At 62.2% G+C, this 13809-nt stretch carries 16 protein-coding genes and 1 pseudogene; 5 read left to right on the top strand and 12 right to left on the bottom strand.

What is annotated here, in order from left to right; translation table 11 throughout:
• Positions 1-145 precede the first annotated feature (145 nt).
• The 10 genes and pseudogenes from KNW02_RS19110 to KNW02_RS19065 all read right to left on the bottom strand — a co-directional run bounded on the left by KNW02_RS19110 (position 146) and on the right by KNW02_RS19065 (position 7653).
• Positions 146-736 (bottom strand): hypothetical protein, encoded by a 591-nt coding sequence (locus KNW02_RS19110; RefSeq protein ID WP_216034789.1) that lies wholly within the window; start codon positions 734-736, stop codon positions 146-148.
• A 28-nt stretch (positions 737-764) separates the two neighbouring features.
• Positions 765-1175 carry a hypothetical protein gene (locus KNW02_RS19105; protein ID WP_073067656.1) on the bottom strand — a complete coding sequence of 137 codons (411 nt, stop codon included), beginning with the start codon at positions 1173-1175 and terminating at the stop codon, positions 765-767.
• Between the two features lie 71 nt (positions 1176-1246).
• On the bottom strand, positions 1247-1741 hold the full coding sequence (locus KNW02_RS19100; protein ID WP_073067658.1) for a hypothetical protein: 495 nt from the start codon (positions 1739-1741) through the stop codon (positions 1247-1249).
• A gap of 1737 nt (positions 1742-3478) precedes the next feature.
• A pseudogene (locus tag KNW02_RS21320) lies at positions 3479-4075 on the bottom strand (vWA domain-containing protein); the annotation flags it as partial.
• Entirely contained in the window at positions 4072-5043 is a 972-nt protein-coding gene (locus KNW02_RS19090; protein WP_073067662.1) for a hypothetical protein, read from the bottom strand. The pseudogene KNW02_RS21320 and the gene KNW02_RS19090, both read right to left, overlap by 4 nt.
• 26 nt (positions 5044-5069) lie before the next feature.
• Positions 5070-5594 (bottom strand): hypothetical protein, encoded by a 525-nt coding sequence (locus KNW02_RS19085; protein WP_216034787.1) that lies wholly within the window; start codon positions 5592-5594, stop codon positions 5070-5072.
• Positions 5591-6118, bottom strand: a complete 528-nt coding sequence (locus tag KNW02_RS19080; RefSeq protein ID WP_216034786.1) for a hypothetical protein — start codon at positions 6116-6118, stop codon at positions 5591-5593. Before KNW02_RS19080 ends, KNW02_RS19085 begins: the two co-directional genes overlap by 4 nt.
• A complete protein-coding gene (locus KNW02_RS19075; protein ID WP_073067668.1) occupies positions 6115-6594 on the bottom strand; it encodes a hypothetical protein in 480 nt (159 codons plus the stop codon). The genes KNW02_RS19080 and KNW02_RS19075 overlap by 4 nt, the downstream gene beginning before the upstream one ends.
• An 8-nt stretch (positions 6595-6602) precedes the next feature.
• Complete coding sequence (locus tag KNW02_RS19070) at positions 6603-7172, bottom strand: hypothetical protein (protein ID WP_143159724.1); 570 nt, start codon at positions 7170-7172, stop codon at positions 6603-6605.
• A 1-nt stretch (position 7173) separates the two neighbouring features.
• Positions 7174-7653, bottom strand: a complete 480-nt coding sequence (locus KNW02_RS19065; RefSeq protein ID WP_216034785.1) for a hypothetical protein — start codon at positions 7651-7653, stop codon at positions 7174-7176.
• 135 nt (positions 7654-7788) lie between these two features.
• On the opposite strand from KNW02_RS19065, the gene KNW02_RS19060 reads away from it, so the two are divergent.
• The 5 genes from KNW02_RS19060 to KNW02_RS19040 all read left to right on the top strand — a co-directional run bounded on the left by KNW02_RS19060 (position 7789) and on the right by KNW02_RS19040 (position 12469).
• Positions 7789-8271 carry a putative pterin-binding protein gene (locus KNW02_RS19060; protein ID WP_216034784.1) on the top strand — a complete coding sequence of 161 codons (483 nt, stop codon included), beginning with the start codon at positions 7789-7791 and terminating at the stop codon, positions 8269-8271.
• Between the two features lie 107 nt (positions 8272-8378).
• The gene (locus tag KNW02_RS19055; protein ID WP_216034783.1) at positions 8379-9599 is read left to right on the top strand and encodes a sensor histidine kinase; all 1221 of its coding nucleotides are present in this window, start codon (positions 8379-8381) and stop codon (positions 9597-9599) included.
• Positions 9596-10561 (top strand): response regulator, encoded by a 966-nt coding sequence (locus tag KNW02_RS19050; RefSeq protein WP_073067675.1) that lies wholly within the window; start codon positions 9596-9598, stop codon positions 10559-10561. The genes KNW02_RS19055 and KNW02_RS19050 overlap by 4 nt, the downstream gene beginning before the upstream one ends.
• 179 nt (positions 10562-10740) lie before the next feature.
• Positions 10741-11562, top strand: coding sequence for a type IV toxin-antitoxin system AbiEi family antitoxin (locus KNW02_RS19045; protein ID WP_073067677.1), 822 nt, complete (start codon positions 10741-10743; stop codon positions 11560-11562).
• The gene (locus KNW02_RS19040) at positions 11552-12469 is read left to right on the top strand and encodes a nucleotidyl transferase AbiEii/AbiGii toxin family protein (RefSeq protein ID WP_216034782.1); all 918 of its coding nucleotides are present in this window, start codon (positions 11552-11554) and stop codon (positions 12467-12469) included. Before KNW02_RS19045 ends, KNW02_RS19040 begins: the two co-directional genes overlap by 11 nt.
• A 314-nt stretch (positions 12470-12783) precedes the next feature.
• Here KNW02_RS19040 and KNW02_RS19035 read toward each other — a convergent pair whose 3' ends face one another.
• Positions 12784-13095 (bottom strand): type II toxin-antitoxin system RelE/ParE family toxin, encoded by a 312-nt coding sequence (locus KNW02_RS19035; protein ID WP_216034781.1) that lies wholly within the window; start codon positions 13093-13095, stop codon positions 12784-12786.
• A 4-nt stretch (positions 13096-13099) separates the two neighbouring features.
• A complete protein-coding gene (locus KNW02_RS19030; RefSeq protein ID WP_216034780.1) occupies positions 13100-13354 on the bottom strand; it encodes a ribbon-helix-helix domain-containing protein in 255 nt (84 codons plus the stop codon).
• Between the last annotated feature and the right edge of the window lie 455 nt (positions 13355-13809).

Raw genomic sequence — 13809 nt, 5'->3', positions numbered from 1 at the left:
GCCGAAACGTCCGGGAATGGTTTGCGGCCCGCAACCAGTTCGCCATAATGTTCGGCGAGCGCTTCGCCGCTTGAGTATCTGAAACTGCATGGGCCGGATCAGATACACAGAGTTCCTGACACTCCCGTCTTTTCATGGCAGGCTCCTATTCTCCGACCCGATTCAGCCAAACCACGCGCCGCGCAATCACATACTGGCCTTGAGCGGCGCCCTCGATCTCGAGAATGGCATAGATCGTATCCATATCGACGGGCAGCATGCGCAGCGTCATGTCCATGACCGCGCCCGCCATGCTCACGTCGCCTCGGCCGACGAGGCGCGGCAGATCTTCCTGATCGCAGTCTCCGGCCCATGCCAGGACCGCATCGTCCGGCGTAAGCACCGGCTCTGGGATCTTGGGGTGGTCGATCTCGATCACCCAGCGACCCTCGTCCGCGAGGGTGACGGCCATCGGTTCGGTCATCTCGGGGTGATCGAGCAGCAGATCCTCGCCCAGCAGCCAGATGGACATGGTCTCGGTTTCGGGCGAGGGCTGCATGGGGATGACCATCCCGCCGGCAAGGACGTAGCCGGAAAGGTGGGCGACGCGCCAGTCGCCCACGAACCGCTCGCGCAACTCCTGCCACGCTGTCGGCGAGGACATGCCGCAAAGGGGCGAACTGTCGCTCCGATCCTGTGCCAGGGCAGGCACGGCGGCACAGACCAGAACGATCGTCAGCGCGAGGGCCCGTTTCATCGGCTTCATTCCTCCTTACCGTAGCAGGTTAGTGCCCTGCGACTGTGATCTGGCCCTCCACGACATCAAGGACGAGGGGATGGCGCTGTCCCGGCACCCGGTCCGACATCGGATGAGCCACCAGGTGCGCTTCGATCTCTCCGTTGAAACGCAGCGAGCCATCCCCGTCGCGCTCGATATCCAGGATTGTGCGCGTCCCCGTATCGTCAGCGAGCCGTAGAACTGGATTTCCAGCTCCGTCCTCGATCCGCAGTTCGAGGAGGCTTGCCGTTCCCTCGACCATCATCACTAGCAAACGGATCGGGCCGATATCTTTCGGCACCTCCTGCGGATCGGCGAAGATGCGCAGGGAGCCGACATCATCGCTCTCGAAATGGTACTCCGACCGCTCCGCGTCGATGCGCCAGGACGTGGGCGCGCCGTCCAGAAACCCAGTCATGCTCCCGTCTGGTTCCTGAGCGAGGACAGGTGCGGAAAGGCAGATCGCAACTAGGGAAAACGCCGCGGTCCTCACTGCAACTCACCCAATACGGCTTCAAACGTCAGGCTAACACTGAGAGTATCGTCGGGGTCAGGATTACGAAGGGCAATCCGGTCCATACTGGTTAGAACACCTTCCACCTGGCCCGCGATTGCCAGCACATCGCCTTGGTAGGAGGCGCTCGTAATTGTCAGGGAGAGTTCATCGTCCAGGTCCGCACGGTAAACGCGATACGGATCGGTATTGAGAATTGGAACGTCGATTTCTGCGGAAAAGAAGCCACCATCGAGATCGCCGATCCACTCTGCGCCGACGGACAAGCTGCCCAGGCCGCGCTCCCTCAGTGCCGGTGCTCGAAAATAGATTGAAAAGCTTGAAGACGTGAAGTCGGACTGCTCTGTCCAGACCGACAGTTCAATCTCTTCGCCTGCGATCGTCCCGGATGCCGTTCCCCCCGGCTCTGCGGCTACGGCAGGCACGACAAGGGCCAGAAGGCCAAATGCCGTAATGACTGATCTGAGCATGGTTATGAATTCTCCTGATTTTTGTGACGCCCGTCATTCGCCAAGCGTGATGATCGCGCGGCCGAGAACTGCCCTTTCCGTTATGTCCAGATAGCGGATTTCGTAGGTGCCGGGCGCATCCGGCATTTCGATCTCCAGGCTGTCGATCCCGACGGCGCTTGCGAAACTGATCCAGCTGAAATCCGCCTGATCGGCGCGAGCCAGCGCAACACGCCGGTCCTCGCTTTCGCCGCCGCCGGTCCAGCGCACGACGATGGTCTCGCCCGGCCTCGCGGTGGCGGGCACGACGAGCCCGGCACCCTCATCCATCGGCGCATCTGCCGCCAGAACTTCGATCGGCCGGCGCGCCATGACCCGATCGCCATGATCCAGATGGTAACGGACTTCATAGGCGCCTGGCTCCGCCGGGGCGGTGAACGTGCCGCGATCAGCATCGCCGATGCGGCGATAGCCGCTTTGCTCGCCGTCGGGCGTGCCGATTCGAACGATGGCAACGTAATCGCGCGGATGGATGACGCCGCTCCATGATACGGTGATTTCCGTTTCGGCCCGCACCCTGTCGGGTCCGTTGAGCGAGACATCACCCTCGATCACCTCGACGGGCGCGCGGGCGAGAACTCGGTCGCCGGTGTCGAGTTGCAGGCGTACCTCGTAAAGCCCCGGTTCGGCCGGCGCACGCAACTCGCCCTCGGCATCGCCTTCCATGCGGTGGTAATCGCCATAGGCTCCGTCATCTGCCCCTGCGGGCACGATGGTGACGTAATCGCGCGGATGCAGGCCCCCGGCCTGCCAGGTGACGGGGAAAGCCGACCCGACGACGACCTGTGCCGGCGCCGATACGGTGACGTCCGCATCGACCACCTCGACGGGTGTGCGGGCGAGAACTCGGTCGCCGGCGTCGAGTTGCAGGCGCACCTCATAAAGCCCCGGCTCGGCTGGCGCACGCAACTCGCCCTCGGCATCGCCTTCCATGCGGTGGTAATCGCCATAGGCTCCGTCTTCCGCCCCCGCGGGGACGATGGTGACGTAATCGCGCGGATGCAGGCCCTCGGCCTGCCAGGTGACGGGGAAAGCCGACCCGACGACGACCTGTGCCGGCGCCGATACGGTGACGTCCGCATCGACCACCTCAATGGGTGTGCGAGCGAGAACCCCGTCGCCGGCGTCGAGTTGCAGCCGCACCTCATAGAAGCCGGGTTGGGTCGGGGCGCGCAGTTCGCCCTCGGTCCGGTCCTCAAGCCGCTCGTAGTCGCCATAGATCCCGTCCTCTGCATCGGCGGGCACGATTGTGACGTAATCGCGCGGATGCAGGTCCTCGCCTTCCCATGTCACCCTGAACGCGGACCCGACAACGGCCTGCGCCGGAGCGAATACCTGCGCGAGGGGCTGCTCTGGCGCGATAGGCGGGAAGATCGCGTGGACATTGCGTGCGCTGTCCGATGCCAGACTGATTTCGGTCTGCGAGAAGTCGTCCTGAGCCGTCGAATGGACCGTCACGATATAATCGCCGAACGGCAGATCGGCGGTGAGGGGATTTGCGGTGCCCGTCCGCATCATGTTGAATCCGGTGTCCGAGATTTCCCAAATCACCTCGCCGGGCAGAAGGGGAATATCCAATGGCATCGACGGTTGGTCCCAGACAGGTTCGTCGCCGATCTTCCCGCCAGCGAGATTGGCGGTGAAGGTGAAGGTTCCCGAAGGTGGCGCAGCGGTGACTTCACGCAGTGCGTCGGTCAGTTCGCGGGCGTTGTCAGCGGTCAGGAAGCGGCCGCCGGTCTCCTCGGCGATACATTGCATCTGCATCAGCGCCTCAGCCTCGCCCCTGACGTCGAAGCCGATGACGTGGGCGGTGAAGTCCACGCCGGCCGCCTCCAGCGCGCGGGCGGCAGCGCAGGGATCGGGGTTGCAGGTTTCGATGCCGTCCGAGACGAGGATCACGGTTGCCGCCTGTTCGGTATGGCGCAGCGCTTGGGCAGCGGCGATGACAGCATCGGTCATCGGGGTCATGCCGCGCGGGTTCAGTTCGTTAACGATCCGGGCAATCTCGTCGGCGGTGCCCGGCGCCGGCGCAACAACGGTCTCGATATCCGAGCATTGTCCGCGCTCGCGGTGGCCGTAGGTGACGAAGCCGAGATTCTGGTCTGCGGAGAAATCCGACAAGATGTCGGCCACCACCTCACGGGCGATGGTGATCTTGTTCACCCCGTCGATCTGGCCCCACATCGACCCCGAAGCATCCAGCACGAGGATCGTGTTCTGGCGTTCCTGGGCGAGCGTCGGCGCTGCAAGGGATAACGTCAGGGCGGCAAGCCCGGCGGTCACGAGCGGTTTCATGCGGCTTCTCCGTTGTGCGTGGCTCCGAAGCGAGCGCCCGCGCGCTCTTTCAGTTTGCGAAAATGCGAGGACATCTGCTCCAGCCGCGCATCCCATTCCGGGTCGGGCTGCTGGCCGTCGGTCGTTTTGAAATAGACCTGCATCAAGCAGGTGACGGCGAAGGGTTCCAGGAAGGCCGCCTTGACGCTCCATGCGAACAGAAGCGCGAAGACGAAGCCGCCCGCCGACCAGGCACCGGGGATGGCGTAGACCAGTGCGGCAGCCGGGGCGAGCATCACGAGGAAGATCAGAAAGGCGAGGCCGTAGGTAAAAAGCGTCAGCCAGGCGGCGTTGCGCAGCATCACTTTCCAGTTCTGGCCGTAGAGCACCAGCGCCTCACGCGCCGATCCCCAGGCATCCGTTGAGCGGGTGCGGATCGCATGAGCGAGGATCACCTCATCGATGAACCCGACCGCCATGCGTAGGAATGCCTGGACGACGCCCATCAACTGCCGGACATAGGGGATTGGCAGGATCGACAGGATGCCGCGCGCCAGCCCCGTGACGGCGCGAATAACGCCCTTTACCAACTGGTCCAGCGCGAAGAGCAACGACGCCTGGCCGAAGCGTTCTTTCACCACGGTCGTGGCATGGGCGATCTGACCGCGCCCTTCCGGCAGAGGCCTGCCGTCGATCAACTCGACCAAAACCGCGACGTGACCCGCCTTGACGACGTAAAGGATGTACTCGCGCAGCCAATACATTACCGCGCCGGTCACACCGAACCCCGCCATGCCGCCCCAGGCCATAGCGGTCGCGCGGAAATCTTCATCCCCGAAGGCGCCGACGCCCCAGCCGATCACGACGCCGGCGCCGGTCGCAAGGATATAGGCCAGCGTGATCCCGAAATAGACCGCCGCTCGCAAGAGCACGAAAGGCAGCGTCCGCATCATCAGGCTGAACGCCTGTCCGATATTGAAATCCCACAAAGCTCCGGTTTCCTTTCGGGTGTCGATCAGTCTGAGAGGTGAAGGCCGGGGGCGGTCGCTTCGTCCCCGAAATGGCGCCGCAGCCAGGCGTTGATGTCATTGGCGACTAGCGCGGGCCCGTCGCCGGACACGCTCCACCGCGACAGCGTGACTCGTGTGGCCGGGCGCGTGTCGCGAAAGACCAGAACCACCTTCGAGGTGCTGCGGTCCTCTCGCGCGGTGTGGCTGCGGTCAAGTTCGGCACTGTCCAGCGCCTCCAGCGGATAGTCCCGCCGGCGTGTGCCGAGGCGCGATGTCCTGGTGATGCTGGCCAGCCCCGTCCCCGCATCCAGCCGGAGCCGCGTGCGCTCGGACAGGGCAATGTATCCCGCTACGAAGGCCCCGTTCAGCCCGACCAGCAGCACCAGCGCGGTCAGGAACTCGCCGCCGATCAGATTGGCAAGCCCGATCAGCGTGACCGGCAGGACAGGCAGCATGACGAACCACAGGATGAAGCGCGGTATCCCAAGTTCCCGTTCCAGCAGATGGGGTGTGTTCGTCTCGATGCTCATGAGGGGCCTGTTCGTTCGCGGCGGGACAGCCAGCCATTGATGATGCCCGCCAGATGCGCGACCTCCTCGTGGTCCGGGTGGAATATCGGCACGACGATCTCGCGCCGCTCCGGTCCCGATCCGCATATCAGGACCAGCCGGGTCTCATCGTTTCCCGCAGCCGTTCCATAATGCGCGACGCTTTCCAGCCTGTGCAGGTCCGAGAGCGCGTATGTCTCTTCGCGTCGCCCGCGCAATGTGGTCACGCGCAGTCGAACAAACCCCGCATCCCGATCCAGGCGCAAATGCGTCAGTCGCACCACCTCGTGTAGGTAGAGCCAGCCGATTAGGCCCACCATGGCCAGCGCGATGACCCCCGTTCCGACGGCGCCGGCCGCAATGGCCGCGAGACCCGCCGCGATCGCCGCCAGTATCGCCGCTGCGGCGATCGTCGCCCGCCGGATCGGACGGTTCTCGATCTCAAGCACGTTGTCGGAATCTTGCGTCACGCGCAGCGGATCAGCCAGAAATTCGGCCAGCGTCATGGGCCGGCACCCAACGACGTGTCGATCCGCCCCTCGACGTCGCGACAGTCGTCAGGGGCATCCCGGCGGCATAGGGTTGCCGAAAAATTGGCCTGGATGCGGCGTTCATCCTCAAGGTCCAGCAGGTCGATCGACATCTGCGGTGACTCGTCCTCGCTTTCCCAGACCGCGCCTGCCAACGCCCCGCGATCGGGCCGTATTTCGATGGTTAGACCGGCGGGCGGCGTATCTCCGGAAGGCTTACCGTGAAAGATCAGGCCGATGGAAATGCTGCCGTCACCAAGCGCATGCAGTTCGATCATGGTCAGCGGACCGATATCGGTGATCTGCACCATCGCCGAGCCATCATCCTGACGCAGCACCTTCCAATTCAATTCTTCACCGTCCAGGTTTGCTCTGATCTCGCCGATGGCCTCCAATGCACCAGCCGGGGTTGCGAAGCTGAGGGCCAGGAGAAGCGGGATAAGCACCTTCATTGTCATTCCTATCGGCTGATCAGTTGTTCACGGACTCCCCGCGCCGAATTGCGTTTTGTTCCCATCGCCTCATTGGCCGAGAAGAAACTGATGATCCCGTCCGAGCGCCGCGCACCGGACCCGAATTGCCATTCGAATTGCGGCGCCGAGGCAATCTGGCAATCCTGAACCAACGCCCATTCGAAGGGCTCTGCGGGAGGCTCGGAACCCGTTGAAGTCAACATATGAAACTGCGGGTCCATTGGTTCGCCACGCACAAAGTCAAAGCGCAGCGGCTTGTTCCCACCTCGAACCGGCACCAGCTCAGTCTGAATGCCGTCCTGACCCATATACAAACGGTTGCGGTTCCGATCATAGATGATCTCGAAAGTGCTCTCCTGAACGCCTATTGCCACACTTGTTCCGATGGCGGATTCGGTCCACGTTCCCGCGATCAGCGGACCTATCTGTCGCAGGTCAAAATTGCCCGCCCGGTGGACGTCAGCATGGCAGACTGGGTTGGGCGGCTCACCGGCCAGTGCTGAAGCTGCCGTAGCGATCAGCAGGGCCGCAGTTCGGGCCAAGGCGCGTCCAGCCATTTCAGTCAAGCTCATCAAGCCGGGTGTCGAAGCTGAAAGTGACAGGCCGGGTTTCGGAAGCGGGGCCGCCGCTGACTTGCCCGGTGAGCGTACCCTTCAAGGCGACGATCCCGTCGCCCGGCGTGAACTCGTCCAGTGTCAGTGTCAGGCTGTCCTGATCGCCGCTCCAGTTCCGTCCCATGTCGCGAGCAAAGGTGATCGTCAACGCCACCTCGCTTGGGGCGGGCAATTCGCCGTTGATCACCAGTTCCAGATTGACCGGTCCCAGATCGCCCTCCATCTGTGCGGCAAGGAGTGAGACATCGGCGTAGTTGCCGATGAGTGTCGCGCCGGACAACTCAGGGGCAACGGTCAGTTCCAGCGGTTGATCGCCGAAACTGCCGGTAACCAGCCCACCCGGTTCGTCGGCCAGCGCCGGCAGCGCCAGCAGGGCGATCAGAAGGGGGGCGCCTGCCCGGTACATGGTCGAGAAAATGGACAAGTGCCGTTCCTCCTGTTGTTTAATCCCGAGTATATCTTTGCTCATGACTGGCGGCCCCGTTCGTTTGAACGGGGAACGTGCGGTCTTTTGTGCTAAAGTTGCACAGGAACCGGGTTTTTACGTCAGGTTGTGGTGATGAACTTGCGGCATCGCACCGCTCGAACCGCGCTGATCGCAGCGCTTTTGCTCAGCTCCGTGCCGGCGGCCGCCGAGAACGTTCTGCTGACCCTGACCGGGGCGGTCACGGATGGCAGGGTGGAGCTGACGCGCGCGGATTTCGATGCGATGGACTGGCATGAGTTTGCCACATCGACCAGCGTCACAGATCACCAGCCAGAGTTTCGCGGCGTGCTGATGCGCGACATCCTTGCCCACGCCGGGGCCGAGGGCAGCCAAGTGCGCGCCGCGGCATTGAACGATTATGTCGTCGATATCCCCATTGAGGATTTTTACCAGTTTGACGTTCTGGCCGCGCTTTACATGGATGGTGTACCTTTGACCCCTCGCGACAAGGGCCCGGTCTGGATCGTCTATCCGCGCGACGATCATGGGGTTCTGGCCGATATCCGCTATGACATGCGATGGGTCTGGCAGCTTGTCGCGCTGCATGTGCAATGACCACCCGCCAAGAGTGGATACGATATCTGGGGCTGGGCGGTCTGGTTCTGGTCTGCCTGGGCCTTCTGGGTCTGGCTGCGTGGCAGCTAGTTCAGTTGGAACGTCAGATGCGGATCGGTGCGAGCGAAAACATGATCTGGGTCTTTGGCCAGGCACAGATCGAGGCTTTGAATCTCGCGCTCACGCTTTCTGACGAGGCGGCGGCGCAACAGATTCAGACCCGTTTTGACGTCTTGCTTTCCCGGCTGACGCTGCTGGAAGAGGGTCCACAACGCCGCTTTCTCGAAGATGCGGGGGTTTCCGAAACGCTTGCTGGTTGGCGCAGCGGCCTTCTGGCGCTTGACCCCGCGCAGGGGGCCGATATGGCCGCGCTGCGGGCGCATGTCACGGCGCTGGTCGCGGCGCTGCGGGGCAAGGCCAGTCTGGTAATGTCCCACGAATGGCAGATTCAGGCTGAGCGGCTGGACCGTCTGGGACATCTGCACCGGCTTGCGCTGGTGTCGGTACTGGGAGCTGCATTGGCGGGACTGGGATTGGCCGCGATCCTGATCGATCGCGAAAGGCGGTTGATGAGGGGACGGCTGGATCGCCTCCGGGCTGAAAAGCTGGCCGGCGATCTGGAGCGAGAACGCGAAACCTCCGAAAACCACCGCCGATTCGCCGATCTGATTGCCCATCAACTCCGCACGCCGCTGGCTGTGATCGACAGCGCCATGCACCGCCTGACCCGGCGCGGCGGGCCGGTTTCGCCGGAATTGGTTTCGGAAAAGGCGGCCGTCTCGCGCGAGGCGGTTGCGCGGCTCGTGAAGCTGACGGATACCGCCCTGATGATGTCACGGCTGGAACGTGACGGAGTTCTTCCCCATCTCGGTGCTCATGACCTGCATGATCTGGCGGCCGCGGTCATTGACGACCTGATGGTGGCGCAGGGCCGCAACCCGTCCCGTATCCGGCCGCCGGCGCAGGCAGCGCCGATGGTCGCGCTCTGCGATCCGGCGTTGACCGGCGAAATCCTGTCCAACCTGCTCCGCAATGCGCTTTTGTATTCTCCTCTCGATTGCCGCGTCGATGTCGAGGTGTCGCAATCGCAGACTCACATCGTCTGCCGGATCGAGGACCGGGGGAGAGGCATGTCGCCTGAAGAGATCGCACGCGCCTTCGACAGGTTCCACCGCGGGAGTGGGCACGAAACCCTGCCTGGCTCTGGGCTGGGGCTGACGCTTGCGCGCCATCTTGCCCGGATGCAGGGAGGTGATGTGATCCTGACACAGCGTGCCGGAGGCGGTCTGACCGCCGCGCTTTACCTGCCGAGGGAGGTCTCCGCATGACCGCGCCACTGATCCTGTGCGTGGAGGACGAGCCGTCGCTGCGCGACGATATCGCGTTCGAACTGCACGAGGCCGGCTATGCCGTGGCGGCTGCCGCTGATGCGCGTGAGGCGCTGGCCATTCTGGAAAGCCGGCGCCCCGATCTGATCCTGTGCGACATCCTGATGCCCGGCATGGATGGAAGAGGGTTCATATCCCATTTGCGCAAGACTCACCCCGATCTCGACGACGTGCCCTTCGTCTTCCTGACCGCCCTGTCTTCACGCCAGCAGATGATCGACGGGCGCATTGCTGGGGCCGACGACTATCTGACCAAGCCCATTGACTACGACCTGTTGCGTGCGACCGTAGAATCGCGCCTGAAGCGGATGCAGCGGTTACGCGCAATGCCGGGAGACCGTTCCGGTCTGACCGCGCTCGATCGCCTGGCCATCGGCGTGGTGCTGCTCGACGCCAATGGCGGAGTGGTCCATGCCAATCCTCTCGCCCGGCGCCTGTCGGACGAGGCTGGCATCGTGCTTGGCGGGCGCATCACCACCGGCGGTGAGGATGGCCGGAAACTGACCGCGCTGATCGCTGCGCTGATTTCGGATGAAGGGATGGCTACGGCTGGCCTGCGTCTAGACAGGCGCCAACTCGTGGTCGCAGGGATGTCGCTTCCGGCGCGCGCCCACCATGATGAGGCGGTTGCCATGCTGATACTGAGCGGCGGCGATGGTCAGCCTCCTCTGGACAATACGACTCTTGGCCAGCTGTTCGACTTGACCCCGATGGAAGCCCAGGTCGCGCATTTGCTGGCCGAAGGACTGCGCCGTAGCCAGATAGCGGACCGGTTGACGATCTCGGGCACGACGGTCGCCTTTCATCTGCGAAACATCTTCGCCAAGACCGGCGTACAAAGGCAGGCGGAACTAGTGGCGTTGATTCTGTCTGTTCCGCTGGCGCAGCACTGCGAAATGTAAAGTCTCCGCGTCACCCACCGTCGGTCACGCCGGCTCGCTATGTCTCGGCCTACACAGGATATCGTACGCGCCGAGCTTCCTTTGAGAAACCCCTGACTAGAGTGCTGGGAGCACTGAATTTGGGCATTTCTTAAAGACCCATATAGCGTGTGCTTTGGAAAGGTGCCATTATAGGCGTCATGGTGGCCGAACGAGCACAAAACCTGAAGAAGGTCCTTGATGCAGTGCCCTCCGGGTATCTGGTCGATGCAGCATGGCTTACCGCGCATGGCATCGCCTACGAGACCTTTCGTGACTACGTCAAGCGCGGCTGGCTCGAGCGTCTGACCCGCGGCGTTTTCCGTCGCCCGTCACCGGGCGCTTCTGCGTCGGATACGATCGATTGGAAGATCTGCCTGCTCTCGGTCCAGCAGATCATGCGCTACGATGTCCATGTCGGCGGTATGACCGCGCTCACCCAGCAGGGTCACGGCCACTATCTGCGTCTGGGCGGCAACGCCCCGGTATGGACTTACGGTGAAGCCATACCGAACTGGCTTTCGAAGCTGCCGCTGAATGCGCCGATTGAGACGCGCAACAGGTCCCTCTTTGCCGATCCGCAGCTTGGTCTTCCCGATGACAGCACGGGTGCAGGGCAAACCGTTCCCTGGGACTGGCAACTCAGGATGTCGTCTCCCGAACGGGCGATCATGGAAGCCATGGACGAGTTGCCCGACCACGAGAGCTTCCACAATCTCGACATGGTGTTCGAGAGCCTGACGACGCTGCGCCCGAAGATGCTGGCGGCGCTGCTGCGCAGTTGCAGGAAGATCAAGGTGAAGCGGCTGTTCTTCGTTTTTGCTGATCGCCACGATCATCCCTGGCGCAAACGTCTTGATCCCGCGGAGTTCAACCTCGGCCGTGGCGACCGCGCTCTGGTCAAGGGTGGCAGGATACACCCGCGCTACCGCATCGTGGTGCCGGAGGAGTTTGTAGCGACCGGGGCCGGCGATGGCGCGTGAGGATTATGAAGCCCAGGTCGCGCTGCTCATGCGCTTGCTCCCGCATGTTGCCAAGGAAAAGGTGTTCGCGCTCAAAGGCGGCACGGCAATCAACCTGTTCTACCGTGATCTGCCTCGTCTGTCGGTCGACATCGATCTGACCTATCTGCCGGTCAAGGATCGTGGCGAAAGCCTCGCAGAGATCAACGAAGCGATGGACCGCATGGCCGCCGCCATCGAAGGCAGCATAGCCGGTGCGAAGACGCAGCGCATCCAGGGTGGGGGAGGGGGTGCCACTCGCGTTCTCGCTCGTCTGGGCGGCGCCGAGATCAAGATCGAGACATCGCCTGTCATGCGCGGCGTCGTGCATGATCCCGAGATGCGTCCGGTGTCAGATGCGGTGGCGGATGAATTTGGTTATGCGGAGATGCAGGTCGTTTCCTTCGAAGACCTGTTCGGCGGCAAGTTGCACGCCGCAGTAGATCGTCAGCATCCGCGTGATCTTTACGACATCAAGCTGCTCTATGAAAATGAAGGTCTGACAGAGGATCTGTTCCGGACCTTCCTGATCTACATCGCCTGCTCATCGCGCCCGGCGCATGAACTGCTGGACCCGAACTTCATCGACCTTGACGAGCCCTATACGAAAGAGTTCGAGGGCATGACGAAGGTGCGTGCCAACCTCGACGACCTTCTCGAAACACGAGAGCGGCTGGTAGCGGATATCCGGTCTCGTCTCGACGAAAAGGTCAGGACGTTTCTCCTGAGGCTGCATGACGGCACGCCTGACTTCGGCGTGATCGAGAGGCTGCGGGCGGCCGACCTGCCTGCGGTTCGTTGGAAGCTGATCAATTTAAGGAAGCTGAAGAGCGATAACCCGGCCAAACATGCGGAGCACCGATTGGCGCTGGAAGCGCTGTTCAGTTAGTCTCCAATACGGCTGTCGCTCCGTTTGGGGATTGACCGGTCTTTGTCAAATGAGAGGCATGGATAGTTCGAAAGCTGGGTTTCCCAAACGGCTCCAATGAGTTATATTAAGCGGCGAGTTTGGGGATCTGGCGTTCGACCAATCGCAAGTATCGTTGGTTGCGCGCCCCCGCAACCAAAATACCGAAATAAATCAAACACTTCAAAGCTGAGCATTACGCTCGGCCTTTGTCGTTCCAAATTCTTGTCAACACCTGGTCAACGTTTTGCGAGCCCCCCTTCGCCGGGCAACTTGATCGCTCAGGTTGGCCCGCATCACCTAGGAAGATCCTCCCGAAACCGGTCCATCTGATGCATCCGCTCGTGCAGGATCGTCACGATGCCGACGTCCCCGTTCGACAGCCGCCGCCAGTACACGAAATGATGCGCGTGCCGGAAGTAGAAGCCCTCGACCCCGAACTCGGCCGGGATGGGGCGCGACGCAACGAGGTGGCTTTCGATCTGGTCGAACGCTGCGAAGAGGTCGGTGATGTACCGATCAGCCTGTTCAGCGCCCCAGCGGTCGCGCGTATACCGGTAGATCTCGTCAAGCCGCAGCGATGCAGCCTCTTGGACGCGAATTGCCACGATGTCAGCCCCGGTTCCGGGCGATCACCTCGGCGGCGGTCAACGGGAGATAGCTTTCCTCAGGCGCTGCGAAGGCGCGCGTCAGCTCGGCCTTCAGCCGATTGAAAGCTTCAGCCTCGGCCCGCTCCTTATCGCGCCGGATCAGGTCGCGGACGTATTCGCTGATGTTCTCGTAGGACCCGTTCTCACCGACGTTCGATGCCACGAACTCGCTCAGTGCGCCGCTGATGCGGACAGTCATCGTCGTGGTTTGGGACATGCTGGCCTCCGGTTTCTGTCTTCAATATAAGCAAGAATGAATACGCGGACAAGGGTGGCTCAGCATTGCCCGGTGCGCGCGTTCGAACTGCGCGGCTCTGTCATCACGTTCGCACTTCCACAGAAGGCCAAAGTTAAGCGGTGGGGCGCTATCCTGGTGCCGTGCACCCGATAGGGCCACGAGGATCAAGCACCGCAAAATGTGCGGAGATTAACGTCACTATTCTCCGCACAGCCGCCTCTATGCCGGGTTCTTGACGCCAGCCTGTGCACCTCAAGATACTTTGATGACAGAAAAGCGGCAAATACTGTCATCAAAGATCGTTGCTGTGTTGATTGCCACTGAGAATTGACCCGGCAACCGCCAAAATTGTCATTGAGAATTGACCCATGTGCAACCCTGCCTCGGCTTGAAGCAGCTGGAGGCATACGGAGTGATCGACATGGGATTTTTGA

This window comes from Paracoccus marinaquae, from assembly GCF_018860165.1.
Classification (GTDB): Bacteria; Pseudomonadota; Alphaproteobacteria; order Rhodobacterales; family Rhodobacteraceae; genus Paracoccus; species Paracoccus marinaquae.
Note: the sequence above shows the minus strand (reverse complement) of the source record. Positions and strands in the feature narration are given on the sequence as shown.